The sequence below is a fragment of the Sphingobacterium faecale genome (assembly GCF_016746095.1).
Taxonomy (GTDB): domain Bacteria; phylum Bacteroidota; class Bacteroidia; order Sphingobacteriales; family Sphingobacteriaceae; genus Sphingobacterium; species Sphingobacterium faecale.
In genome coordinates, this window is record NZ_JAERTY010000002.1 from 252,668 (window position 1) to 277,841 (window position 25,174).

Genomic DNA, 25,174 nt, shown 5'->3' on the forward strand with positions numbered 1-25,174 from the left:
TCCAACAATATTTAAGGAAGTAAACAGTTTGTTGTTCCATAAAGTCCGGTATAAAAAAATAAAAAAATACTTATTCATGTTGGGTTATAATTGATCGTGATTATTCATCTTTAAGCGCATTTACTGGATTCGTACTGGCCGCTTTTATAGTATGCATCCCTATCGTAATAGCTGCTAGGGCTAGTACCGTGAGTGCACACAAAAACAAGATTCCGAAGTGAAAATTAAAACGGTAAGAGAAGCTGCTAAGCCATTCTTGAGAAAGATACCAAGCTATAGGTAGACCGATGAGTAATGCGAGCAGGACAATCTGTAGAAAATCTTTCGATAATAAGATTACCAGTTTCCATATCGAACTACCCAGTACCTTGCGGATTCCGATTTCCTTGACACGTGCACTGATAGCAACCAATGCAGCCGCAAAGAGTCCCATGCAGGCAATAATAACAGCAATAACTCCCCCTACACTTATTATCTTCATCATCTGTTGCTCCTGTTCATACATCCGGTCTGTATTCTCATCAAGATAGGAAGCATTGTTTTTATAGTCGGTATCAATGGTTTTCCAGATACCTTCGACCTCTTGCAGGGACTGTACCAGGTTGCCTGATTTTATACGTACCAGTATATATTTGATGTTAAAGCCTAGATCCGGATCCATAAATAGGGAAAGAGGTTCTATTCTTTGTTTCAGGTCTTTGAAATTGTAATCTTTGGCAACACCGATTACCGTCATTTGCTTATCAAATAAGGGTAATGGCTTATTTAATACATGCTCTATGCCTCCGAGCTGTGTCGCCATCTGCTCATTAATGACCAGTGCTGTGGAGTCTGTCGGTCGATCTGCTGAGAAGCTGCGGCCAGCGACCAAGGGTATCTCTAAGGTGCTGAAATAATCAAGATCTACACGTTGCCAGTTGGTGCTATATCCCTTGCCTTGATAATCAAATCCCAATTGAGAGGTAGACTGATTACCATCACGCCCCAATCCCAAATTAATGTCTGACCCCGTCACGCTCATAATAAATGGATTACCCAAGGAAGCCTGTCGCATTCTATGTAAAGCCTGATTTCCATCTAATTTTGGGCCGATTGGAATACTGATGACTTCCTGTTTCTCGAAACCCAAAGGGAGATGCTTTATATGATTGATCTGTAAGACGACAACGACACTGCATACAACTAGGACGATGGCTATCGTAAATTGAATCAGCGGTAATATGCGTTGTATATTCCAACGGTTACGTATACCCGAGTTGCCTTTTACTAAGGATAAGATGCTTTCTCTGGTAATACGTAATGCTGGATAACCACCTGCGACGATACTGATTGTCAAAAAAGAAAATAGGGTTATAAGGACATGCTTCCAGGTAAATAGGTCGACGATTGCTAATTGATAATGGGTATTGCTGTTATAGAAAGGGATCAAAGACCAAGCTAACAATAGACCGAGACCGAGCGATAGTAAACAACAAATCAGTGTCTCTAACCACAGCTGCACACTAATCTGTAATATACTGCCTCCCAGTGTTTTTCTAATGGCAACTTCTTGACTACGGGATATAGAGCTGACCAGTTGTATATTGATAAAATTGCTGACCGATATAATAAGGATCAGCAGTGCCAATCCCAGCAGTAGCTTCGGAAGTAGGGGACTATTAGGATTTCCTATCTGTAGATCATTGAGATGATAGTTTTTGAAAGGAATTAAGGAGAGAGCAAGATAACTGCCATCTTTGTTAGGACTTGTGCCGTCACGCTTAAGCTTTGCTATATCGTCAGCAAAGTATTTGGTCGTGAAGGATTTTGCGGCTACAACGAACGACTGGGCATCGATGCTTGGTGTTTGGCTAAGTACAAATACATCATGGTTTTTGTTAGACCAGCTGTTTTTATCAAAAGTATTTGGGAATTTTTCAAACCTTAGCAAGGATTTGAATGACAGACTGGAATTTCGAGGGGGATCTTTTAAGATCGCAGAAACTTGCATGTTTTGCCATTGGCCATTTATATTGACCTCAATCTGGCGGCCGATAATGCTTTTATCTGTATTTCCGATAAGATTCTCGGCAGTAGATTGTGTAAGGACAATATTATCGAGATCATCTAGCGCATGATTATTCCCGATCTGAAATTCGAAATTAAATATGGAAAAGAAGTCGGGATCGACATAACGTGTTCCTATGTTTATTTCTTTTTGATCTGTTTTCAGAACTAATCCTCCGTTGCCCCAACGTGTCGCTTTTTCGATATAAGGAAGTTCCTCTTTTAAGGTAGATGCTAAGGGGATAGGCATGGTGCTGGCCGCATTATTTTTGTGGTCTTCTTGGGATTGAAAGTAGAGTGCGCCGATACGGTCAATGTGGTTATGAAAATGATCAAAAGATAATTCGAAGCTGGCTGATAGGAAAAGGATTATTCCGATAGCAAAGGCAAGTGTAAGACTTCCTATCTGTATGAAGGTCTGTAGTTTTCGCTTTCGAATATTTCTCCATGTACTGAATAAAGCATTTTTCATCGTGACGCTGATATTTAGTATAAATTTAATGTACATTGAAGTTAGTTTCCAATTCTGTACACCATAGTTGGTTCAATTTCCGAACCGCTTTATTTAAACGGTTGATTGTTAGTTGCTTTGGTTGTTTGTTGTTTTTGGTTGCTGTCCGATTTCGAACAGTTTTTGTACATTTATGAACAATTGAATATCAGAGATGATAGGTAAATGCAACGAGCTTTTATGGTCATTATAATCTAACTATTAAAGAGATAAGGGGAGACTCCGTAATGTATATGCTGACTTTTTAAAAACAAGCGTTCAATTTAGTTAAATTGAACGCTCGTTTTTTACAAATGGAGTACTCCATTTGTAAAAGAGACTTAGGTCATTTTTTTAGTCACCAAAGAAGATTTAAATCTCTTCCTGTAATGCTAACCCCTCGCATAAGACATTCATCATATCGCAAGGATTGGTATCGATGGCCAAAGCAATCAGATACATCTCATCTAGGCGTAGTTTGGAAGTATCCGTCATCGTGAGCTCGTTTATTCTCGCTTTACTGAGTCCTGTCTTACGGGCTATCATAGATTTATTTACCGATTTTTTTGCTAAGTATTCACCAAGTCTAGTCATGCTATTTTGCGTTTATCTATTAGTATGTATAGATAAATTTATAAAATGTAGTTATTATTATAACAAATGTTTTGAATGTTGATTGTTTTTCTTTTCTTTTGTATTGATAAACTATACAAATGTAAACTTTGAATTATGAAAAAGAAGAATGATGAACCGAAAGTAAAAACGTACATTATTAAATGTACTGAGATCGAAATTTTGATTATTTATCGCATGATGGTTTTAAGAATCTCTAAGCACTTTTCTGGTGCCGAGGTGTCTTTTTTAATGGGAAAGCCTTTGGATTATATTGATAAAATAGAAACATTCAAACTCAAAAAAGTCCTAGCGTTAGATTTATACATTTTTTCATTGGCTTTAGATTTTGAGAATGGAGGTTGCGCTTATCCCGTTTTTATGGGGACAGATAATGAAGAAAACAGGTATGAAATGGTTGTTTCTACTTATAAAGAACATGTTATTTATGAATTACGACAGGTAGACCTTAATAATGTAGTGGTTAAACCAATTTTTATACTTATTGATAACAATTATACATTAGAGCGTGTTTATACTTCCACTGCAGCTGAAATAGAAAAATTGAAGAATGTCGTTCGTGAACTATTCAAGGAGAAATTTTTTCAGGAAGAAAGAACCGCCTATGATATTAGGTATGCCTGTCAAGAGAAGTTAGGAAGTTCAGTGGAACCGAAGAAGTTAATTACTATTTTGGAAAGTTATTTATCCGGCAAAGAAGATTTCTCTTTAACTCAAAGAAAATCTACGAAAATGAACTTTAATGGTTTTGTGTATGTAGAGACGAAATAGTTATAAAGCTATATTATAAGCCGTAGGAATTACCAATTATAAACCAATCTTTTTGCTGCAGCCCCTGCTATCTTTTTGATTTCGCAAGACCTACGGCTTATTTTAACCTCATTCATCCCTTAGGCTATTGCTTATATTATTGCGGGTCGACCAGAAGATAATACCAGTAATAAGAATAGTAACATTATAGCTGTTGTGATCTACCCCTGTGAGATGATGAAGTCTCTAAAATTCTCTTTGCTTATGATGTGTACAGTAGCGTCATATGTTTTTGTAAAATTTGCAGGAATATTTGCTTTTGCTTTTGGATTCCATTTGAATTCGAATCCCGTTATTTTGCCTTCCGATTCTTCTACATAATCAATTTCCTGTTGTTGTTTTGTTCGCCAAAAGTAGGAGTTGCTGTAATGTTTATGGTAGTGGTTTCTCTTCATCCGCTCAGACAATAAAAAATTTTCCCATAATGCGCCCGTATCATTACGTAACCCAATGGGATTGAAGTTTTGGATTAATGCATTACGAATGCCATTATCGTAAAAATATATTTTTCGGTTTGTCTTAATCTCATTTCGAAGGTTACGACTAAAGGAAGTCAGGGGGAATACGATATAGGAAAGTTCTAACAGATGTATATAACTGGAAACAGTGTTTTTGTCAACACCAGTTAGTTGCGCAATTTCATTGTAGCTAACCTCGCTCCCTACCTGAAAGGCTAGTGCTTGTAGAATTTTACCTAGGACTTCGGGCTTCTTTATATTGGCAAATGCCAGAATATCCTTAAATAAATAGCTCTGACTAATTTCGTTTAAAACCTCTCGTTCATCACCAGTATTATTGATAACATCGGGATAAAACCCATAAATCAATCGGTTTTCTAGGTCACTTAAACCGTCTAGATAACCTATTGAGGATTCGTACTCTTCATAGGAAATGGGGTATAGAAAATATTCGAATTTTCGACCGGTTAACGGCTCATTCGTTTGGTTACGAAGTTCGAAAGCAGAAGATCCGCTCATAATGAGTTGTACGGTTTTAAACTGATCGTGGATGATTTTTGCAGTTAGTCCGATGTTTTCGATCCGTTGTGCTTCATCAATAAAAACAATTTTGGAATTTCCGATAATGGTTTCAATCTCTTTCGTATTAGCATGCGTTAATCGCTCCCTGACGAGCGGATCATCCCCATTAAGAAATAAGAAGTCTTTACCATGAAGCACTTCTTGGATAAGTGTTGTTTTTCCAACTTGTCTAGCACCGATTAGAATAATCGTTTTCCCTTTAAACAGTTTGTTGAAAATTGTTTTTTTAATTGTTCTTTCAATCATCCTATTTCTTTTATTCACCAAAAGTAATGCTTTTTAGTGAATGTGTTCACCAAAAGTAATGCTTTTTAGTGAATGTTGCTCTTCTTTTAAACTATCAAAGGAGATTGTTCCCTTTTTTTAACCTCATTCATCCCTTAGGCTATTGCTGATATTATTGCGGGTCGACCAGACGATAATACCAGTAATAAGAATAGTAACCATGACAGCGAGCAAAACTGTAGGAAGGAGAACAGAAACAAGGTCTATGGAGGTTTGTACGGCAAATCTTTGGAGCCAGTGATTCATGGCAATATATACGAGTGGGATACTGACGAATAGAGAAGCAAGAAATGTCCGATAGAAATCTTTGCCAAATAATAAAACAAGGCCGGTAGGAGATGCACCTAATACTTTACGGATACCAATTTCTTTCAGACGGCTATTGACGGAGAGAGAGGTGAGACCTACGATGCCCAATACAACAATAAGAATAGAAATCACCGTTGCGGTTTGGGATGCTCTTTTCAACTGCAGTTCAGTTTTGTACATCTTAGCTATAGTAGCATCCAAAAACTCAAATTCAAATGGAGCATCTGGTAGGAGGCGCTTCCATTCTTTTTCTAGTGCTTTTATTTTACTTGCCATTTCGCCGTTCTTAAGTCGGATAGAAAGATAGCGGTATTGTGAATTGGCTTTCACGGGAAACCAAACAACAGCAGGTGATTGGCTGTGCATGGTATTGGCATAAAAGTCATCTGTGACAGCGACAATCTCTGTCGTCAGTCTATCGTTAAATATAGTGATCGATTGACCTATAGCCTGCTCTGGTGTTGTATATCCCAGATTGATAGCTGTCTTTTGGTTGACAACAACTTTGATATTATTGTCTTGGTAGTCGCCGTTTAAATTTGAAAACTGTCCTGCTATTAAGGGTATCTGGTAGGTCTCTGCAAAATGCTCGTCAGCAGTAATTAATAGCGCATCTGTTGTAGATGAAGCTCCCCTTTTTTTGATCTGCTGTACACCATTACCAAACGCTCCTGGTATGCCGTAGGACAGACTTATCGCTTCGATTTGAGGAAGTTTGCTCAGCTGTTCGCGAACAGCTTCTATGCGGTTAAGACCAGCATCTGACCAGTCTCTTGGGACCTGTACCGTAAGAAGATGTTCTTTATTGTAACCTAATTCTTCTGAGATAAAGGTTTGGACTTGTTTGCTGACAATGAGTGAGGAGATAAAGACAAAGATGGCGACGGCAAATTGTACAAATAAAAGAACACGTTTCAAGGATTTTTTAGAGTCTGTATTTGTCAGTTGATTTTTAACAGCATACATAGCGTCATTGTTGGCCAGCTTGTATGCAGGATAGCTTCCAGACAATAGACCAATAAGTAACACTATAATAGCAAAGTAAGAGAAAAACGGAATAGGTAGTGCCATCAATCGGGGAAGCGAACTGTCCAGTAAAGAGTCGAATAGTGGTTTGAATAGCGGATAACTGGAAATCGCGAGTATGCCTGCTATGGCAACGATGATTACATATTCGATCAATAGCTGTAAGGCTAGTAATCGGCTACTACTGCCCATTACTTTACGAATGCCGATTTCTTTTAACCGAGATAAACTCTGCCCGATGGTAAAGTTGATGAAATTGATAATTGCCATGAGCATCAAAAAGCATGCAGTCGCTGTGAGAATTATGACCATCTGCTTTATGGCACCATTATTATCTTCTAAATAATAGGTGTCCAGTGGTTTAATATCTGGGGTTAGATTCGCGGCTACCTTTGGGTCGGCATGTCGGCGCAGTAAATCTTTGATTGGTTGCTGTAGTTGTGAAGGGGTAACACCTTCTTGAAGTTCAATAAAACCTGCAATCCAAAGGTTATCCCAGTTGTCCATGTCTCGACCAAAATAGGATTGACTGCCCAATGGTAGGAATATAGTTGCCCGCATAGCCGGCATCAGTTCCATAACCGAGTTTTGTACAGTCGGTTTCATTACCCCAGTTACTGTAAACGGCTGGTTATCGCCATTGAAGTTTTTTATTTGGAGGGTCTTGCCGATAGCATCTGTGTCTCCAAAATAGCGCATAGCGGTGGCTTCGGTGATGACTATTGAAGAAGGGGACAGCAAGGCTGTCTTAGTATCCCCTTCATATAGTTCAAAACCATACATATCTAGGAGCGTAGGGTCACCTAGCGAGACTGCTTCTTCATGTATGACGTCCCCCTGTGATACGATGCAGGTCAGCCCATCTATACGGTAATAGTTGGCCACTAGGTCAGGGTATTCTTCTTTAAGTGACTTGGGAAGAGCTCCTACGGTGGTAAGTTCCATCCCCATGCCTGCTTCCTTGTAGGTGCTTTGTAGCGCATACTGTCTTTCTTTGTGCCTCAGATTTGAGTTGACTTGAAAGACCTGTCCTATGTAGGCTCCTATAAGTAGCACGAAGACAAAAGCAGCGTATAGCCCTAATGTATTTATCAGTGTTAGCGATTTTCTTTTAGTAATATTTCGCCACGCGGTTATGAGGTGGTTTTTCAGCATTGTCTTTAACGTTGTCGTTTAAAATGTTAGTTACTCATCTCTAAGACTTTTGACAGGATTGAGCATTGCCGCTTTAAAGGCCAATGTACTGACCGTTAGTAAGGCTATTACTATGGCGAGTATTCCAGCTAAAGCAAATACCCACCATTGTATATGGATACGGTATACATAGTCGGATAGCCACTGATTCATAATCCACCAGGTGATAGGCGAGGCTATGAATAGGGCAATGATGACTAATTTTACAAAATCGCGTGATAGCATAGCGATTATATTAGACACAGTTGCACCAAGTACCTTGCGTATGCCAATTTCTTTTTGCTTTTGGATGGTTGCGAATGATACTAGACCTAGTAAACCCAAACAGGCTATAAAGATGGCCAAGCCTGAGAACAGCCCCGTGAGTGCCGCAGTACGTTTTTGAGTAGCAAATTTTAAAGCGTAATCATCATCTGTAAAGTGGATATCGATTGGATAGTCAGGATTGTATTTCTTTACTAAGGATTGAATTGCTTCTACGTTCGTTAGTAAGCTTTTTGCGCTGTTTAATCTAATATGTATGTAATCTGACCAAGTGGACGGACCCTTGATCATCATAGGCTCAATGTTCTGATAGGGGGATTGCCATACAAAATCCTCGATGATCCCTATAACAGTATAGATTTGTTGATATTCTGTGCCTTGGCCTACAGTTACTTGTGTACCTATAGGATTGGTCAATTGCATTTTGGCAACGGCGGTTTCATTGAGCAGAAGGGAACTGGAGTCCGAAGCGTGTCTATAAATGTCAATATCTCGTCCTTGTAGTAATTTTATTCCCATTGTTTGGGTAAAATCACAATCTGTGGACATATTATTGAATACGATATCGTAATCTTCTGGTCTACTATTAGGCCAGGAATACCCCCAGCTGTTACTGCCATTACGGCTAATACGTCCCCATGTTTTGCTAATGTTTGTGGCGATTCCCTGCTGAAATAGCTCATTTCTAAATGCTTCATAGTTTTTGCCGAGATTACCTTCTAATGGTAAATAAACGAGGTTATTACGGTCGTATCCCGCATTTCGTTCCTCTCCAAAGCGTATTTGTTGGCCTATGATAAAAGTACATATTCCTAGGCCGATGGATATAATAAACTGTAAGGTGACAAGGATTTTTCTGGGTTGTAGGCCAGCGTTTAAAATCAGATAATTTCCTTTTAAGGTTTTTATGGGATCAAAGGCTGCTAGAACAAAGGCAGGATATAATCCGGCGCATAGGGAACAAAAGAAGATAATGATAAGAAATATAGACCCAAAAAATATCGGATCGTCACCGATCGAAAGATCTCCATGTATTAGGTTATTGAAAAATGGAAGAGCTAAGAAAATAATCAATAACGCTAACAGAGCAGCCAAAAAAGTTAGGATAAAAGATTCTAATAAAAACTGTTGAACAAGTGATTTTTTCGGTGCTCCGACCACCTTCCGTACACCTATTTCTTTGGCTCGTCTTTCCGCACCTGCAGTGCTGAGGTTGATAAAATTGATGCAAGCAATCAAAAGAATGAATATACCGATTAGTCCAAATAGCTGTAGAGTGGTGATATTGCCGGCTACCATCTGCCCATTAACAGACTTGTTATATAAGTGCCAGCGATGGGCAGGATATAGGTATATGGTCGCTTTTGCGGTGCCGTTGGTATGTTTGGAAACAAGGTTTTCTATGTTCTTATTGATTGCGGGGAGTGATACTCCATCTGTTAAAAGGGCATAGGTTTCATGGTTGTAAGCAGTCCAGGAGTCAGAAAAAGTTTTCCCTCTTTTTGCGAGATAATTCAGGGAGCAGATAAAGTCGTTTCCATAGAATTTGGAGTTACGTGGTATGTCCTCGATAACGGCTTCTATAGTCAGGGACACGGTGCTGTCCATATCCACTCTGCGACCAATTACATCTATTGTGCTGAATAGCTTTTTAGCCATGGAGGCCGTTAGTACTATGGCATCAGGACGGGATAAAGTTGTTGTGTAATTACCAGAGACAACTTTGAAATCAAATAGTTTCAAAAATGCAGGATCCGCAGCTATTCCTGAAGCACTGAGGCTCGGTTCGGCATCATGATGAATACGGTGATCAATATTCCATATACGTACGACCTCTTCTATTTCTGGATGTTCCTGCTGTAATATAGGACCAAGGATGTTAGGGGTTCCGCCCCAGGTATGTTGGCTGCCATCGAATACATCTCTCGTATACACTTGATATAGGCGGTCTGTTTTGGAGTAGAATCGGTCATATCTTATCTCTGAATTAATCCAAAGGGCTATAATTAATGAAATACCCATGCCTAAGGCCAATCCTAAGATATTAATAGTCGTATACCCCTTATTTTTCCAAAGGTTTCTCCAAGCGATTTTGATATAGTTTCTTAGCATAGCTTTAGTATTAAGATTTAAGCATTATTTCTTATTCGTCCTTCAAACTCTCTACTGGATTACGCTTAGCCGCCATTAATGCTTGGTAGCCTACAGATAATAAGGCTATGAGAAGAGTACTGCAGCCTGCCAACACTAGCGTCCAAGGTTGTATGTCTATGCGATAAGCAAATCCTTCCAGCCACTTGCTCATGATCCAATAGGCTATAGGTAAAGCGATAAATAAGGCGATAATAATCAACTTGATATACTCTCTGGACAATAAACTTATAATACCAAAAACGGTGCTTCCTAATACTTTTCGTATACCGATTTCCTTTGTCCGTTGATAGGCGGTCACTGTCACTAACCCAATAAGTCCCAAACAGCTGAGGATAATGGTGATAGCAGTTGCTAAGTTGATGATACGACTTTGCTTGACATCCGATTCATAGAATGTCTTGAGCTCATCGTCATAAAAGCTATAAATAAAGGGGGCTTTTGGATAAATTTTTACCCATTCTTTTTCCAATATGGCGATGGCTTTTGGCCATTGTGAAGGTCGGTCGGGGAGTCTAATGTTGAAAGTGCGTAAGCTGTATTTATTATTAGTCACCATCAAGGCTAAGGGTCCTACGGCTGTGTGTAAGTTTTTTGAATGAAAATCTTGGAATATACCTTGTATTCGTAAAGGTGCTCCGCTATGGTCGCTAATGTTTTTTCCAGCGGCTTCTTCATTACTAATAAAGCCCAGTGCTTTTCGGGCCGATTCATTGATGAATACACTTCCTACAGTATCCCCTGGAATAGTATTTCTTCCTGCTAATAGTTTTATTTTATAAAGAGACAGGTAGTCTGCGTCCGTGTATTTGAAGGCAAGATTGAGCCGTATCTCACCAGTGTCGGATGGTGCTACCAGGTTATTTCCCCAATGGCTGTTGTCCAACGGTTGGTGGCCTAGTGCTATATCTTGAATTTCGGTGTGCTGCTCAATAGCGTGTTTATAAAGGAATGGACTGGCGTGTGCTTCGTGTTTCGCTTTTTGCGGGATAGCAATTGATACAATAGCGCTTTTCTCAAAACCTAGATCGGAGTCCATCATATATGCTATTTGAGCCGTAATAATAAATGTTCCCACGACAAAAAACTGCGCTATGACGAACTGAAATACGATGAGGACTTTTCGAAGTGATATTCCATTTGATGTCAGATTGCCTATGCTTTTTACTTTTAATACATCAATGACCTTAACTTTGTTTATTAGAAATGTCGGGTATATGCTAGACAAAAGGGTGACGGCAAGGATTAGGCCGGTTAAGAAGATGGAAGTAGCGACCGGTGTATTAAAGTCTTGTATGTTATTAGGAAGGAAGTCGTTATATTGCCATGTAAAGTAAGAGACGAGAGGGATTGAAAGGAGTAAGGCAAAGCCACATATGCACAAAGTCTCTAAGGCAAACTTTAAAGTCAAATGTTGTCCTTTTTCACCTAGAGTTTTTCGGATTCCTATTTCTTTGGCACGATAAGGCAATTGTGCTGTCGAAAGATTGACATAATTGATGCAGGCGAGAATAAGCAAAAAAATACCTATACCAGATAATCCTAAAATTATCTTCTTGTCAGCTGTGTATTCGCCGGAGGCATACTCTTGAGCAAAGTGCTTTTGAGAAAGAGGCAGTAGGTCAAACCAGACCTTATAATGGTATTTTTTAAATTTTTCTGCATTCATTTCTGCTACTTTGGCATTGATGTTCTTCAGTATCGGTGCTTTACTGTTTTCAGAAACTTTAAGGTATAGTTTATGATCCGAATTTGCACTTGACCATTGTTCATTTTTTAATTCTTCTTTTGGGATCGGCATGAATTCCTTTGCGGTAAAGGAGCTTGGGGATTTTAGATCCTTAACCACACCCGAAATAGTGAATATGGTGGAGTCATAAAGCAAAGTCTTACCAACAAGGGATTGAAGGTCTGCATTGCCAAAGTAATGCTTGACTCTAGATAATGTTAAAACTACTTGGTTAGGCGCAGATAATGCTTTTTTAGGGTTTCCTACAATCCATTCATAGGGTAGCATATCAAAATATGCTGAAGTGGTACTTTTTATTTCTTGAGGTTCGTCAAATGAAATTGTTGTACCGACAGCTGAAGGTATGCTGATTTCTTCGTAATATCGGTTGTAGACAGGCACCAGCTGTTCTATACCAGTTAGTGTTTCTTGCATATAAGGATACAGGGGGAGAGGAATTCCTCCAAAGCCACTCTCTTTACCGTCGAAAGCCGATTTATTGACAATCTGATATATATCCTCACTTTCTGGTAGAGCTTTGTCAAAGCTTAGTTCATAATTGACAATGCGAAATATGATCCAACAGGCACTGATTCCAATGGAAAGTCCTAAGATATTCAGTGTCGTGAAAAATCGATTTGCCCAAAGTTTTCTCAAGGTTAGTTTGATGTGGTTCATAGCATTGTCGTTAAACAGTTTGACTTTCCATAATAACCTGGCCATCTAGCATACGTATCACCCGATCTGCAAATTTTGCATCGTGCTCTGAGTGTGTCACCATCACAATAGTAGTACCAGCTTCGTTTAGTTCGGTAAGGAGCTGCATGACTTCGTTACCATTGCTCGAATCCAGATTACCAGTTGGCTCATCGGCGAGAATTAGCTTCGGATTGTTTACTACTGCTCGGGCTACGGCTACGCGCTGTTGCTGTCCACCGGATAGTTGTTGCGGAAAGTGGTTGCGCCGATGCATAATCTGTACTTTTTCCAATACCTCTTCCACACGGCGTTTCCGTTCGGCAGCAGGTACGTTTGTATATACGAGAGGGAGTTCTACGTTTTCGAAAACAGTAAGCTCATCAATGAGATTGAAACTCTGGAATACAAAACCGATATTGTGTTTTCGAAGATTGGAGCGGTTGCTCTCTTTGAATTTGGCAACTTCTGTACCGTTGAAAAGATAGCTCCCTTCATCGAGATCATCAAGAAGTCCTATGATGTTCAGTAAGGTGGATTTTCCGCAGCCAGAGGGGCCCATAACAGCGACGAATTCGCTCTCTTTGACATGAATGTTTACCTTGTTTAAGGCAACCGTTTCAACCTCCTCGGTACGGTAATATTTCTGTAAATTCGTTATTTTTATCATGGTTATGAAGTTGTCTTGCTATAAAGTTATGTAGTTATCTTGGTATCTAGCTATGAAGGTTACAGTAAGTGTGTCTGACATCTTACATCCCAATACTATTTAATATTCAATTCCTGTATCTTGTCGTAGGTTTCATAATTTGAGACTATAACCTTGTCGCCAGGCTTCAATCCACTGATTACTTCATAAAACTCGGGGTTTTGTCTGCCCAATTGTATGTCCATACGATAAGCAGTTGTTCCTGTTTTGTCCAATTTGAAAATCCAGTTGCCTCCGGTTTGCTGATAAAAACCGCCTTTGGCTAGTAATAATGCTTTCGTTTCGTCGCTTAATGAAAGTCTTATCTGTAAGGTCTGTCCTCTTCTTACTGTGGTCGGAGCCTGTCCTACAAATTCCATGTCAACTTGGAACCGACCATTGGTGACCTGTGTATACACTTTTTTGATTTTTAGTTGATAGGATTTTCCATTCAAAGTGAATTCTCCTACCTGATCGGTAAAAATGCGATTGATGTAGTGCTCATCGATTTCAGCACGGACTTTAAAGCCCGTAAGCACGTCAATTTGTCCAAGTCGTTCGCCTGCGTTTTTATTCTGACCGATCTCTGCGTCAAATGAAGTGAGCTGTCCATCTACTGGCGCTCTAAGAATCAAATCGCCTACTTTGCGACGCATAAGCTCTAAGGCACTTTGTGTACGTTGGAATGTTTCCTGATCTTGTTTAATTTTTTGTCTGCTGGAAATAGAGTCCTGACGTAATATCTGCTTGGTCAGCACGACACGTTCTTTTTGATAGTTGTAGTCATTTTTTGACTTTTCAAATTCTTGAGATCCAATCGCTTTTTCTGCATAGAGCTTCTTATTGAGATTGTATACACGTGCTGATTCCCGCAATGCCTGTTCGACATCAGCCATTTGATTACGGTTATTGATAGACACCTGTTCGGCACTCGTCCGGGCGATCTGAGCTTGGGTAAGAAGGTTAAGAACCTGTGTTTCCTGTTGCACGAGCCCTAATTCTTGATCGGTATTGGACAGTTTCATGATCGGGTCACCTTTCTTAAGAATAGCTCCGTCTTCTACATATTTTTCTTCGACGCGGCCACCTACAGCAGCGTCGAGATATATGCTGCTTATCGGAAGTACTGTTCCATTGATGGGGATGAATTCCTGAAAGACACCTTCTTTGACCTCCACAATACTGATGCGGTCCTTATCGACGTTGAGACGGCTATTACCACTACTGAAATAATAGCTTCCCCCAATCAATGCGACAATGGCTGTTATTCCTATGAGGGTGAGAATACGTTTTGTATTCCATTTTTTTTGTTGTATTGGTCTGTCCATTCAGAAACTAAAAATTAAAAATCCAAAAAGGCGCATAAACAGCCCTTTGGCAGAATCACCTACAATCTTGTGCCATTTTTTTAAAGTATTGTTTTACAGTCGTTTATTGTATTCATCGGCTTCAAGGTGTCCGTATTCGGACACTGTTTGTTCGGCAATGGACACCCTGTACGATATTTCTTTTGTAGGGTGTTGTTTTATAGTTGTTTATGTTTTTGGCACGTGCTATGGGTAAGACAATCTAATAATTGATCATTTAAAATGAAGACGATTTTTAGAATTTTTATTTTGTTTTTATTTACTAGTTGTTTGGTGCAGGCGCAAGGGCAGACAAAACGTTTGTCCCTTGTCGATTGCATCACGTTGGCTCTGGAGAATAATCCGGCATTGCAGCGATCAGAATTGAATCTAGTAAGAAATAATATAGCACTTCAACAGGCGAAGAATAATAGGCTACCTTCTCTAAAGGCGGAGTGGGGGCATGCCTATAATGAGGGGCGGAGTGTAAACCCAACCACGAATCAGTTTGTCGAAGAGAGTTATTTTTCAGGGAATCAGGCACTCAATTTAAACGTGCCTATATTTAATGGATTCCAGACATTACACCATATTCGTAGGCAGGCTAATGCGAAAGAGGCAGGACGATTTGAATTTGATCATGCGAAGAATGAACTGAAATTGGATGTACTGACGGCCTATATCCTAGTTTTGACGGCCAAAGATATGCTGGAACAAACCAAAGGACAATTGGCCGTGACGGAAGAGAATGTGCGGCGTACGGAGATCCTTCATAAAGAAGGGGCGGTAAGCCCTGGAGACTATTTTGACTTACAGGGACAGCTACATGCCGATAAAAATACACTAGAAGCAAGTGCGCAATTGTTAAATAGAAATAGGTTGCAGTTGGCCTCACTTTTAAATCTGTCTATAGATAGTTTGGGTGATATTGAACCCTTGGCTATGTCGCTCGATGTAGCGAGGCAAACGGGAGATGAGCTTTTTAGAAATGCATTGGACGTTTTGCCAGAGTTTAAAGCGTATGATTGGCGTATTAAGGAGGCTGAGCAAGGGGTGAAGGTGGAACGTGCAGCTTACCTCCCATCCTTATCATTAGGAGCGGGGCTTTGGTCGCGGTACTCGAGTACCAATCCGAGCAGTTATGGCAGACAGATGAACAACTACCTATCAAAAGGTGTTTCATTAGGACTTAGTATTCCGATTTTTAATCAGTTCCGAACAAGGAATCAGGTTAAGTTGGCTAAGCTAAATCTCCAGGAAGTGATCTGGGATAGAGAAATAGCAAAAAGTAAACTGCGAGAGGAGACTGCCAAAACGGTTTTTGATTTAGAAACACTGCAAGTAAATGTTGCTAATCTCAGGGAACAAGAGAATAGCTATAAAGAATCATTTCGAATTGCGCAGGTTCATTTTGATGCAGGAAATAGTAATTCTGTGGTCTTCCTTACGGCGAAAACAAAACTCGATAATGCCCAAGCTCAGCTATTGATCAAACGGTACGAACTTATGTTGCAGAAATATATCAATGACTATTATGCAGGAACTATAAATTTATAACTAATTTAGTTTTGATGAAAAAAGCACGAGTATTAGTTGTAGATGATGATCAAGACTTGTTGACTGCCGTAAGGATACTCTTGCGTCCGCTGGTCAATGAGGTGATTATTGAGCGTAATCCGGAAAATTTGCTTAGTATCCTCGCAAAAAGCACGATAGATCTGGTGTTGTTGGATATGAATTTTAAAAGTGCAATCAATACCGGTAATGAAGGATTGTTTTGGTTGGGGAAGATAAAAGAGGCTTATCCACATATTCGGGTCATTATGATCACAGCTTATGGTGCAGTCGATCTAGCGGTTCGCTCGCTGAAATTGGGGGCTTCCGACTTTATTGTAAAACCTTGGGTTAACGAGCATTTGTTGAATACCCTAGAATCGACCTACAGCGAGACAAGAGAGAAAGGGAAGAAAAAGAATGTGCAGGCATTGCGCGAAGAAGAAGAGTTGGTGGGAAAGTCTGCTGCGATGGAGGATCTGCAGTACAAAATAGATAAAGTGGCACCGACAGAGGCCAATATCCTTATTCTAGGGGAGAATGGTACGGGAAAAGACTTAATTGCGAGAGCGCTGCATAGCCGCTCGTTGCGGAATAAAGGGCCGTATGTGAAGGTGGATGTCGGGGCGCTCACGGAGACTCTTTTCGAAAGTGAGTTATTCGGGTATAAAAAAGGTGCATTTACGGATGCGCGTGAGGACCGATTAGGTCGTTTTGAAATGGCTGATAAAGGAACTTTATTCTTAGATGAGATTGGTAATATTAGTCTACATCAGCAGGCAAAGTTGCTTAGTGTTCTGCAGAATAGACAGGTCACGCCGCTGGGATCTTCAATAGGGGTCGATATCGATATTCGCTTATTGAGTGCGACTAATGTCCCTCTTAGGGCACTGGCAGATGAAAATCGATTCCGAAAAGATCTTATCTATAGAATCAACACGGTCGAGATTCAGGTGCCGCCATTACGTGAGCGCGGGGATGATGTGGTACTTCTTGCCAACCATTTTCTGGTCTTTTACAATACAAAATATCATAAAAGTATCGAAGGTTTCGAACGGAATGCTATCTCAAAATTGAAATCTTATCACTTTCCTGGCAACGTTCGAGAGCTGCAATACAGCGTGGAGAGAGCCGTTATTATGAGTGAGGGGAGTAGCATTAGCGAGCATGATATTTTGTTTTCTCCTATTGAACAGGCTTCTATGGTAGATACTTCGATGGAAAGAGTGGAATATGGTAATCAAAGTTTGGAGGAATTGGAAAGAAAAGCTGTTCAATCGGCTATTGAACGTTATAATGGAAATATTAGCAAGGCTGCAAAGGAATTGGGCTTGACGAGGGCTGCTTTATATAGGAGGATGGAAAAATATAATATTTGATCAATGGGGATATGGCGTTTTTTTCTTTTCCTGAAAGTCACCTTATTGCTATTGGGCTGTATTGGTACAGCTTATCTTGTGTTATTGGGTTATTGGTTATACGCTTTGGGGTCTTTTTTTATTCTCCTGATCTTGGCGTATCAATGGTTCAGTGTCGAACATAAATTACTGGGATATGTGCTCGATTTTACGGAAGCCGTTCGCTATAAAGATTTTACGAGAAGGTTTGCCGTGAGAAGGCAAAATAGTGTTGAAGGAAAGCTGTTCTCTGCTTTTAATACGATCAATCAGGTCTATAAACAGATCAGTATAGATAAAGAATTGCAACATCAGTATCTCAACAAGGTGATCAATATGCTGGACTCGGCCATTATTTTTTATGCGGCGGAATCGGGTAAGGTCATTTGGATTAACGATGCATTTAAACAATTATTCAATACGCCTCATCTGGGAAACATAAAGGGGCTTATGAAACGGCACTTGGATCTATATGATAAAATGCTGGCGCTAAGAGTTGGGAAGCCACAAACTGAAACAGTGGCTTCGATTCAAGGTAAGATCAAATTACTCATGAACAGTTCGGAATTTGAAACGCAGGAAGGTGTATTCCGGATTGTGGTGTGTCAGAATATCAACGAAGCTATTGATGAGGCGGAGACCAACGCGTGGCAGAAACTGCTTCGGGTATTGACGCATGAGATTATGAATTCCATTGCTCCGATCAGTTCTTTGGCAGAAACACTGCATGGACGTTTGGAAGGTGGCTATAAGGATGAGGATATGGAGGATTTGAAGGTTGGTATCTATACCATAAAAAGGAGAAGTGAAGGGCTGTTGCAGTTTGCCAAAAGCTACAGATTGATCAATAGGGTAGATCAACCTGATTTTAAAGATGTTTTATTAATAGATCTTTTTGAGGATGTTTATCAACTTCTTGAACCGACCCTGCTGCAGAAAGGAATAGATGTGGATATTATCATTAAGGATAGAAAATTGGTTGTGAAAGCGGATAGGAATCTTATTGAGCAAGTGATTATCAATCTACTGTTAAATGCTATGGAAGCGGTATCAGGTTATGATTCGCCGTATATCAGCATTTCCGGTAAGATGCAGGATGATCGCATACAGATTCAGATTGCGGATAATGGAAAGGGAATGTCGGCTGATATACAAGAACAGATTTTTACTCCTTTTTTTACTACACGGAAAGCCGGTACGGGGGTAGGACTTACTTTGAGTAAGCAGATCATGCTGGTTCATAATGGAAATATTATGGTTGATAGTAAAGAAGGGGAAGGCAGCGTCTTTATTTTATATTTTGGAGGTGAGCAACTGTAAGTTGAAAACGGTCGATTCTTTAAACTGAGAACCGACCATTTTTTTGACAGGGATTATTTTATTCCTATAAAAATATCTACTTCTGCGTTGTTCATATTTTGACTCCGTTCGTCGTATTGCTCGAAGTCGGATTGAAAGGTTCTGTCAAGATCGGTGTTCCAGATGTGTAGCCACTCGTTGTAAACTATATTCTCTTTCATATTCCCCTTGGCGGTGAATTTCTTGAATTTACCGCCATTGATGCGATGGGCGAGCATACCATCAGGTATATAGTCAATGCTGGCTACACGGCAACCTAATACGACACGATAGGGCTGGGTATGATCTCCTTCATAATCTGTATACACACTGTAGATAACATGGTCTACTTTATTGGGGATTTTATTTAAAATATCTTCTGCGAAAAAACGTTGCCATAGTGCAGGTATATCAACGTCGGCTTTGCCAGGATCATTGCTGGTCAGGATAGAAATACCTATCAGTTCAAATGGGTCTACTTGTAAAAATTCCATAATATGATGTATTTAGTATAGATCCACAAAATTAGTTCCGCTTTTGACAACTGCTTGTCAGTAGAGCAAAAGGAATAATACTGTTTCTTTTGGTTGAAAGTGTTAATTTTGCCGAATGCGATATTGGTGGCGTTTATGGTTTCATTTTTTTTCTTCTAATAGCCGGCATGGCACACATTCACCTTTTGTATATAAATTGGCGGATGAGGTGATCTATGCTCGGTCTAAGAATACTTCTATTGAGGATAAGCGGGAGCGGTTGTTGTCCGATATTGCTGCTCACTTTGGCGTTGAGTATGTCGCTTCGGGTTCGGAAAATGGGCCGAATAGGGCATGGATTGTTGATGATACGATCGCTGATACAGAGCGATTGGCCGCTCAATACACACAATTTAAATATTTGGTGATTCTTGATATCCATAAGAATAAAGCGAGAAAACAGTTGTGGGAATCCATTTGTCTAGATTCCCGTTTTATCGTTTGTATAGATTTGTTTTACTATGGATTGGTTTTTTATAGAGAGGAACAGCCTAAAGAGCTTTTCAAGTTGCGTTTCCCATATTGGAGATAAGTATCTTTCTAAAAAGCTTCACTGACACTTAGATAGAACCCCGACTGTCTTTTTTCCCCTGCTCTTTTTTCTCCAAAAGCATAGTCTAACCGGATGCTGCTACTGTGTTCTAGACTAAAGAAGTAACGGATACCTGCTCCATAGCTTGGTACAAGACGGATCTTATGTTCTTCTGAAAATGTGCTTCCTGTACCTAATAGGCCGGTAACTCCAAATCGGGGAAGAAATCGATAACGGAGTTCTGTTTGTGCAGTAAGGTAGTTGTTATCTTTGTAGCGGCCTAGATAGTACCCACGCATGCTCATATCTCCGCCGAGATCCCGCATCGCATAGAAGGGGACGTTCTGTCCGTAAGTGCCTCGGTAAAGGCCCTGAGTAGCAATACTGACCTTTTGGGAAAAGGGATAATAGCCACGAATATCGACTTCTAACTGGCTTCCTTTGTAATTGTCCTTCCCAAAAAAGTTTGGCGCATAAGCATATTTTGCTCTTCCATAGAAGCCTTTAGTCGTAAATGTTGTGACGTCGCGAGTGTCATATAGCGCTGAAACTCCTAGCGCTAGAAATTGTCCACCGGTCTTGCCGTATATATTTTCGGATTCAAATATGCCCCCTGTTTCGACATCCTGGAACTTAAAGTTGTCGTAGTTGGCATTTATACCTACATAAAGTCGAGGAGCCATTTTTTTTTCTACGTCGATTTTGAAACGATACAACTTTTGCTCTAGGTAATCCTCATCAGCTTTCCAAGTGTCGTTGCCTATTCCATAAAAGTTGAAAGGCCAGTCTCTTAAACGTATGTCTGTAAGTATGTGATATTCGTTTCCTTTTGTCCATAGATCGGATGTTATGTTTATCTTCTTTTGTTTTTCTGTAGTCACAGTTGCGATAAGCATAATATTAGAGGTTTTGCTCTGGAGGTCTGTTCTGTCCATATAGAAGTTGTATGTGCTGGCAACTCCTAGTTCCAGACCTGTTTCTTGTGCATAAGCAAGTGCTGGTAAAAGCATAAAGCTTGGCCCCCGGCTGCTATCAGCCGACGAAGAGAAAAATTTTTCAATTACTCTTTTGATCAAGTTGTTTTCTTTTTGGGCTGTCGCGGTCAGTGATATACCTATTAATAAAAGACTAAGTACTGATTTATATGGATTCATGTAAATGTGAAAATTCAAAGTCTCAAACTTAGATAAAATGGATTGAATTTTCGAAAGTGAGGTGCAAATACATTAAAAATTGCGAATTGTTAACCGAATATTGTGTCAGGAGGTGGACGAGGTTATCGCTGTAAAACTGTTTTTTTTTACTAAAAATAGGTTGATATTGGAGGGATTCGTAAAATAGGTCTTTATCGGTGAAAATTATTTGGCTGCATATCAGTGTGATGAGTGTTAAGGGTGGTTTTTTTTAATAAAATATTTTTGATAAGTCATTTCTGTGCCTATATTTGCATCATCAAAAACGAAAACAATCGTTGTTTAAGTCGCTTTTGAGAACGTTCTTTAAGTAAGAAAAAAAAGAAAAAAGTTTTTTAAAAATCTCTTGCAAGTTTGAAATAAAATTTTGATTTTTGCACTCGCTGTTCCAAGGTAACAGATTGTTCTTAGAGATTAAAGAAAAATATATAAAAGCCTCCTTAGCTCAGCTGGTAGAGCAACTGACTTGTAATCAGTAGGTCATTGGTTCGATTCCGATAGGAGGCTCAAAAAAAATGCGGCGTAAGTTGCAGGTCTGGGGGGGTTCCAGAGCGGTCAAATGGGACGGACTGTAAATCCGTTGCTTCGGCTTCGAAGGTTCGAATCCTTCTCCCCCCACACTTTTTTCTGACCTTTTGAAAAAGGTCAAAAGCGGAAGTAGCTCAGTTGGTAGAGCGATAGCCTTCCAAGCTATAGGTCGCGAGTTCGAACCTCGTCTTCCGCTCTTTAATTTCAAGGTTTTCAGTCTCTATCTTTTCGTAAATTTATGATGTTAGGTGGGGGCATAAATCTGTAAATAAGCTTTTATAAAGCCGAAGTAGCTCAGGGGTAGAGCACTTCCTTGGTAAGGAAGAGGTCGTGGGTTCAAATCCCATCTTTGGCTCGATAACTTAAGTTTATTATTTTTTTGTATAAAATTTAATAAAGAATATTTAATAATTACTAATTCGCATAAACATGGCAAAAGAGAAATTTGACCGTAGTAAACCACACTTAAACATTGGTACGATCGGTCACGTTGACCACGGTAAAACAACCACTACAGCTGCTATTTCAAAAGTATTGGCTGATAAAGGTTTTTCAGAAGCTCGTTCATTTGATTCAATTGACTCTGCTCCTGAAGAAAAAGAGCGTGGTATCACAATCAACACGTCTCACGTAGAATACCAAACAGCTAACCGTCACTATGCGCACGTTGACTGTCCTGGTCACGCCGATTACGTTAAAAACATGGTAACTGGTGCTGCTCAGATGGACGGTGCTATCATCGTAGTTGCTGCTACAGATGGTCCTATGCCTCAAACTCGTGAGCACATCCTATTGGCTCGTCAGGTTGGTGTTCCTGCGTTAGTAGTTTTCATGAACAAAACTGACCTAGTTGATGACCCTGAGTTGTTAGAGTTGGTTGAAATGGAAGTTCGTGAGTTGTTGTCTTTCTACGAATTCCCAGGTGATGATATTCCAGTAGTAAAAGGATCTGCTTTAGGTGCATTGAATGGTGAGCCTGAGTGGGTTGATAAAATCATGGAGTTGATGGACGCTGTAGATAATTACATTCCAATTCCTCCACGTTTGACTGAGCTTCCTTTCTTGATGCCGGTAGAGGACGTATTCTCGATCACAGGTCGTGGTACTGTTGCTACAGGTCGTATTGAAAGAGGTGTGATCAACTCTGGTGATCCAGTTGAAATCTTAGGTATGGGTGCTGAAGATTTAAAATCTACAGTAACAGGCGTTGAGATGTTCCGTAAAATCTTAGATTACGGTGAAGCTGGTGATAACGTAGGTTTATTGTTGCGTGGTATTGAGAAAACTGATATCAAACGTGGTATGGTTATCTGTAAACCAGGTTCAGTAACTCCTCACGATTACTTCAAAGCTGAGGTTTACGTTTTATCAAAAGCGGAAGGTGGACGTCACACTCCATTCTTTAACAAATACCGTCCTCAATTCTATTTCCGTACAACAGACGTAACAGGAGAAATCGCATTACCAGAAGGTACTGAGATGGTTATGCCAGGTGATAACGTTACAATCACTGTTAAGTTGATTAACCCTATCGCGATGGAAAAAGGTCTACGTTTTGCTATCCGTGAGGGTGGTCGTACAGTAGGTGCTGGTCAGGTAACTGAAATCATTTAATCTTTATAGATTATTAAAATAGAAATAAGCTAATCGGCTGATGCTGGTTAGCTTATTTTTTTCTGAAAGTGTCTGTTTTATTGATTGGATATTATATCTCAGGCTATCAATAACTTTCATGCCTGTTGGTGATCCAAAGGTATTAGCATTGTTTTATTTCAGAAAAGAGACTTATTACTTAAATAAAAGATTAAAAATATTTGCTGCAAATGGTTTAAAATACTATATTTGCATCACGAAATAAGAAATACACGGGCATAGTTTAAAGGTAGAACGAAGGTCTCCAAAACCTTTGGTCTGGGTTCGAGTCCTGGTGCCCGTGCATAATAACTTAAATAATCAAAAAAATATGGCTAACGTACTTGGTTTTTTTAAAGAGTCATACGAAGAGATCACACAAAAAGTAACTTGGCCAACTTGGTCACAGTTGCAGAATCATGCGGTGGTTGTACTTATAGCTTCCTTAATAATCGCTTTAGTGGTGTTGGCAATGGATAAGGCTTCAAGCAATATTTTAGAGTTGTTGTACGGTACTAAGTAATCATTTATTTGTATATGGCAGATCAAACGTTGAAATGGTACGTGGTGCGTGCTGTGAGTGGAAAAGAGAAGAAAGTAAAGCAATATATAGAGGCTGAAGTAAATCGTTTAGGCATACAGCATCTAATCCCTCAGGTATTGATACCGATGGAGAAATACTATCAGATGCGTGATGGCAAGAAAGTTGCTAAGGAGCGTAACTATTATCCTGGATATGTATTGATCGAAGCTGCTTTAGATGGTGAAATCGAGCACGTCATCAAAAACTTGAATAGTGTTATTGGTTTCTTGGGTGACAAGGCTGGGGTAGCGATTCCTTTGCGTCAAGCCGAGATAAATCGTATCCTAGGTAAGGTCGATGAAATGGCGGAGCAAGGTGAGTCTATTAATATGGCTTACTTTGTCGGAGAGTCGGTGAAAGTTGTGGATGGTCCGTTCAATGGTTTTACGGGTGAAGTAGAAGAAGTGCATGAGGATAAGAAGAAGCTTACGGTAATGGTTAAGGTTTTTGGTCGTAAGACGCCATTAGAGCTTAATTATATGCAGGTAGAAAAAGAGTAAAAAAAATTGAAGCTCATCTTAAAATATTATAATCCTGTTCTTTTCGGAGCAGGATTTTTATTTGTATAAAAATTTGATAATAAGATTTTGTATTTAGAAATTTCTTGTTATCTTTGCACCTCGTTTGGTTGTGTAAACTTCTGTTTCACAGCTTTTCGAAGTAAATGTTACAGTATTGCTTCCAACTTACTAACAAACATTTAACAAATTAAATAACAAACAAAATGGCAAAAGAAGTCAGTGCGTTAGTAAAATTACAAGTAAAGGGCGGTGCAGCAAATCCATCACCTCCAGTAGGACCTGCTTTAGGTGCTAAGGGTGTGAATATAATGGATTTCTGTAAGCAGTTCAATGCTCGTACGCAAGACAAACCAGGACAAGTATTGCCCGTTGTAATTACAGTTTATGCTGATAAATCCTTTGATTTTATCATTAAGACTCCACCAGTGGCAGTTCAGTTGAAAGACGCTGCTAAGTTGAAAAGTGGATCTGGCGAGCCTAACCGTAAGAAAGTTGCTTCTATTACTTGGGAGCAGGTGGAAACGATCGCTAAAGATAAAATGCCGGATTTGAATGCATTTACAGTAGACGCGGCAATGAAAATGGTCGCTGGTACGGCACGTAGTATGGGTATCACTGTTTCAGGTGACGCTCCTTGGAAAAATTAATTAACGAAA

General features: G+C 39.7%; 19 protein-coding genes and 5 tRNA genes. 14 read left to right on the forward strand and 10 right to left on the reverse strand.

Going from position 1 to position 25,174, the window contains the following annotated elements:
* Window positions 1–100: 100 nt before the first annotated feature.
* A complete protein-coding gene (locus JKG61_RS04080; RefSeq protein WP_202101718.1) occupies window positions 101–2,518 on the reverse strand; it encodes an ABC transporter permease in 2,418 nt (805 codons plus the stop codon).
* Between the two features lie 390 nt (window positions 2,519–2,908).
* Entirely contained in the window at window positions 2,909–3,130 is a 222-nt protein-coding gene (locus JKG61_RS04085) for a helix-turn-helix domain-containing protein (RefSeq protein WP_202101719.1), read from the reverse strand.
* Window positions 3,131–3,265: 135 nt separating this feature from the next.
* Here JKG61_RS04085 and JKG61_RS04090 point away from each other — a divergent pair, with 135 nt between their 5' ends.
* Window positions 3,266–3,940 carry a hypothetical protein gene (locus JKG61_RS04090; RefSeq protein ID WP_202101720.1) on the forward strand — a complete coding sequence of 225 codons (675 nt, stop codon included), beginning with the start codon at window positions 3,266–3,268 and terminating at the stop codon, window positions 3,938–3,940.
* 200 nt (window positions 3,941–4,140) lie between these two features.
* Here the strand turns inward: JKG61_RS04090 and JKG61_RS04095 are convergent, their stop codons facing one another.
* From JKG61_RS04095 to JKG61_RS04120, 6 genes are all read right to left on the reverse strand, one after another.
* The gene (locus JKG61_RS04095) at window positions 4,141–5,265 is read right to left on the reverse strand and encodes an ATP-binding protein (protein WP_202101721.1); all 1,125 of its coding nucleotides are present in this window, start codon (window positions 5,263–5,265) and stop codon (window positions 4,141–4,143) included.
* A 123-nt stretch (window positions 5,266–5,388) separates the two neighbouring features.
* Window positions 5,389–7,794: an ABC transporter permease gene (locus JKG61_RS04100; RefSeq protein ID WP_202101722.1), complete on the reverse strand. Its 2,406-nt coding sequence runs from the start codon at window positions 7,792–7,794 to the stop codon at window positions 5,389–5,391.
* A gap of 30 nt (window positions 7,795–7,824) precedes the next feature.
* Entirely contained in the window at window positions 7,825–10,209 is a 2,385-nt protein-coding gene (locus JKG61_RS04105; protein ID WP_202101723.1) for an ABC transporter permease, read from the reverse strand.
* A gap of 31 nt (window positions 10,210–10,240) precedes the next feature.
* Window positions 10,241–12,655: an ABC transporter permease gene (locus tag JKG61_RS04110; protein ID WP_202101724.1), complete on the reverse strand. Its 2,415-nt coding sequence runs from the start codon at window positions 12,653–12,655 to the stop codon at window positions 10,241–10,243.
* A gap of 10 nt (window positions 12,656–12,665) precedes the next feature.
* A complete protein-coding gene (locus JKG61_RS04115; RefSeq protein WP_021068861.1) occupies window positions 12,666–13,343 on the reverse strand; it encodes an ABC transporter ATP-binding protein in 678 nt (225 codons plus the stop codon).
* A gap of 95 nt (window positions 13,344–13,438) precedes the next feature.
* Window positions 13,439–14,689, reverse strand: a complete 1,251-nt coding sequence (locus tag JKG61_RS04120) for an efflux RND transporter periplasmic adaptor subunit (protein WP_202101725.1) — start codon at window positions 14,687–14,689, stop codon at window positions 13,439–13,441.
* Between the two features lie 261 nt (window positions 14,690–14,950).
* On the opposite strand from JKG61_RS04120, the gene JKG61_RS04125 reads away from it, so the two are divergent.
* The 3 genes from JKG61_RS04125 to JKG61_RS04135 are packed head-to-tail and all read left to right on the forward strand — an operon-like array spanning window position 14,951 to window position 18,978.
* Window positions 14,951–16,264 (forward strand): TolC family protein, encoded by a 1,314-nt coding sequence (locus JKG61_RS04125; protein ID WP_202101726.1) that lies wholly within the window; start codon window positions 14,951–14,953, stop codon window positions 16,262–16,264.
* A gap of 14 nt (window positions 16,265–16,278) precedes the next feature.
* Window positions 16,279–17,640 carry a sigma-54-dependent transcriptional regulator gene (locus tag JKG61_RS04130; RefSeq protein WP_202101727.1) on the forward strand — a complete coding sequence of 454 codons (1,362 nt, stop codon included), beginning with the start codon at window positions 16,279–16,281 and terminating at the stop codon, window positions 17,638–17,640.
* A gap of 3 nt (window positions 17,641–17,643) precedes the next feature.
* Window positions 17,644–18,978 carry a sensor histidine kinase gene (locus JKG61_RS04135; protein WP_202101728.1) on the forward strand — a complete coding sequence of 445 codons (1,335 nt, stop codon included), beginning with the start codon at window positions 17,644–17,646 and terminating at the stop codon, window positions 18,976–18,978.
* 53 nt (window positions 18,979–19,031) lie between these two features.
* On the opposite strand, the gene JKG61_RS04140 is transcribed toward JKG61_RS04135, so the two are convergent.
* On the reverse strand, window positions 19,032–19,490 hold the full coding sequence (locus JKG61_RS04140) for a GyrI-like domain-containing protein (RefSeq protein WP_202101729.1): 459 nt from the start codon (window positions 19,488–19,490) through the stop codon (window positions 19,032–19,034).
* Window positions 19,491–19,605: 115 nt separating this feature from the next.
* On the opposite strand from JKG61_RS04140, the gene JKG61_RS04145 reads away from it, so the two are divergent.
* Complete coding sequence (locus JKG61_RS04145; RefSeq protein WP_202101730.1) at window positions 19,606–20,061, forward strand: hypothetical protein; 456 nt, start codon at window positions 19,606–19,608, stop codon at window positions 20,059–20,061.
* Window positions 20,062–20,069: 8 nt separating this feature from the next.
* On the opposite strand, the gene JKG61_RS04150 is transcribed toward JKG61_RS04145, so the two are convergent.
* A complete protein-coding gene (locus JKG61_RS04150; protein ID WP_202101731.1) occupies window positions 20,070–21,215 on the reverse strand; it encodes a BamA/TamA family outer membrane protein in 1,146 nt (381 codons plus the stop codon).
* Between the two features lie 473 nt (window positions 21,216–21,688).
* Here JKG61_RS04150 and JKG61_RS04155 point away from each other — a divergent pair.
* The 9 genes from JKG61_RS04155 (at window position 21,689) to rplK (ending at window position 25,165) form a co-directional block, all read left to right on the forward strand.
* A tRNA-Thr gene (locus tag JKG61_RS04155) sits at window positions 21,689–21,761 on the forward strand.
* Window positions 21,762–21,791: 30 nt separating this feature from the next.
* A tRNA-Tyr gene (locus tag JKG61_RS04160) sits at window positions 21,792–21,872 on the forward strand.
* A gap of 33 nt (window positions 21,873–21,905) precedes the next feature.
* Window positions 21,906–21,978: transfer RNA gene (locus JKG61_RS04165), tRNA-Gly, on the forward strand.
* An 87-nt stretch (window positions 21,979–22,065) separates the two neighbouring features.
* Window positions 22,066–22,137: transfer RNA gene (locus JKG61_RS04170), tRNA-Thr, on the forward strand.
* Between the two features lie 74 nt (window positions 22,138–22,211).
* Entirely contained in the window at window positions 22,212–23,396 is a 1,185-nt protein-coding gene (gene tuf, locus JKG61_RS04175) for an elongation factor Tu (RefSeq protein ID WP_202101732.1), read from the forward strand.
* 251 nt (window positions 23,397–23,647) lie between these two features.
* Window positions 23,648–23,718 (forward strand) — tRNA-Trp (locus JKG61_RS04180).
* Between the two features lie 27 nt (window positions 23,719–23,745).
* Complete coding sequence (gene secE, locus JKG61_RS04185) at window positions 23,746–23,937, forward strand: preprotein translocase subunit SecE (RefSeq protein ID WP_202101733.1); 192 nt, start codon at window positions 23,746–23,748, stop codon at window positions 23,935–23,937.
* Window positions 23,938–23,951: 14 nt separating this feature from the next.
* Window positions 23,952–24,497, forward strand: a complete 546-nt coding sequence (gene nusG / locus JKG61_RS04190) for a transcription termination/antitermination protein NusG (protein WP_202101734.1) — start codon at window positions 23,952–23,954, stop codon at window positions 24,495–24,497.
* A 224-nt stretch (window positions 24,498–24,721) separates the two neighbouring features.
* Complete coding sequence (rplK, locus tag JKG61_RS04195; protein ID WP_133585306.1) at window positions 24,722–25,165, forward strand: 50S ribosomal protein L11; 444 nt, start codon at window positions 24,722–24,724, stop codon at window positions 25,163–25,165.
* The last annotated feature ends 9 nt before the right edge of the window (window positions 25,166–25,174 follow it).

Bases quoted from the DNA above. Each gene is read 5' to 3' on its own strand.
- JKG61_RS04140 (WP_202101729.1), bottom strand. From the start codon at position 19,490: ATGGAATTTTTACAAGTAGACCCATTTGAACTGATAGGTATTTCTATC.
- JKG61_RS04135 (WP_202101728.1), top strand. From the start codon at position 17,644: ATGGGGATATGGCGTTTTTTTCTTTTCCTGAAAGTCACCTTATTGCTA.
- JKG61_RS04100 (WP_202101722.1), bottom strand. From the start codon at position 7,794: ATGCTGAAAAACCACCTCATAACCGCGTGGCGAAATATTACTAAAAGA.
- nusG (WP_202101734.1), top strand. From the start codon at position 23,952: ATGGCAGATCAAACGTTGAAATGGTACGTGGTGCGTGCTGTGAGTGGA.
- tuf (WP_202101732.1), top strand. From the start codon at position 22,212: ATGGCAAAAGAGAAATTTGACCGTAGTAAACCACACTTAAACATTGGT.
- JKG61_RS04115 (WP_021068861.1), bottom strand. From the start codon at position 13,343: ATGATAAAAATAACGAATTTACAGAAATATTACCGTACCGAGGAGGTT.
- JKG61_RS04080 (WP_202101718.1), bottom strand. From the start codon at position 2,518: ATGAAAAATGCTTTATTCAGTACATGGAGAAATATTCGAAAGCGAAAA.
- JKG61_RS04085 (WP_202101719.1), bottom strand. From the start codon at position 3,130: ATGACTAGACTTGGTGAATACTTAGCAAAAAAATCGGTAAATAAATCT.
- secE (WP_202101733.1), top strand. From the start codon at position 23,746: ATGGCTAACGTACTTGGTTTTTTTAAAGAGTCATACGAAGAGATCACA.
- JKG61_RS04110 (WP_202101724.1), bottom strand. From the start codon at position 12,655: ATGAACCACATCAAACTAACCTTGAGAAAACTTTGGGCAAATCGATTT.
- JKG61_RS04145 (WP_202101730.1), top strand. From the start codon at position 19,606: ATGCGATATTGGTGGCGTTTATGGTTTCATTTTTTTTCTTCTAATAGC.
- JKG61_RS04120 (WP_202101725.1), bottom strand. From the start codon at position 14,689: ATGGACAGACCAATACAACAAAAAAAATGGAATACAAAACGTATTCTC.
- rplK (WP_133585306.1), top strand. From the start codon at position 24,722: ATGGCAAAAGAAGTCAGTGCGTTAGTAAAATTACAAGTAAAGGGCGGT.
- JKG61_RS04105 (WP_202101723.1), bottom strand. From the start codon at position 10,209: ATGCTAAGAAACTATATCAAAATCGCTTGGAGAAACCTTTGGAAAAAT.
- JKG61_RS04125 (WP_202101726.1), top strand. From the start codon at position 14,951: ATGAAGACGATTTTTAGAATTTTTATTTTGTTTTTATTTACTAGTTGT.
- JKG61_RS04095 (WP_202101721.1), bottom strand. From the start codon at position 5,265: ATGATTGAAAGAACAATTAAAAAAACAATTTTCAACAAACTGTTTAAA.
- JKG61_RS04150 (WP_202101731.1), bottom strand. From the start codon at position 21,215: ATGAATCCATATAAATCAGTACTTAGTCTTTTATTAATAGGTATATCA.
- JKG61_RS04130 (WP_202101727.1), top strand. From the start codon at position 16,279: ATGAAAAAAGCACGAGTATTAGTTGTAGATGATGATCAAGACTTGTTG.
- JKG61_RS04090 (WP_202101720.1), top strand. From the start codon at position 3,266: ATGAAAAAGAAGAATGATGAACCGAAAGTAAAAACGTACATTATTAAA.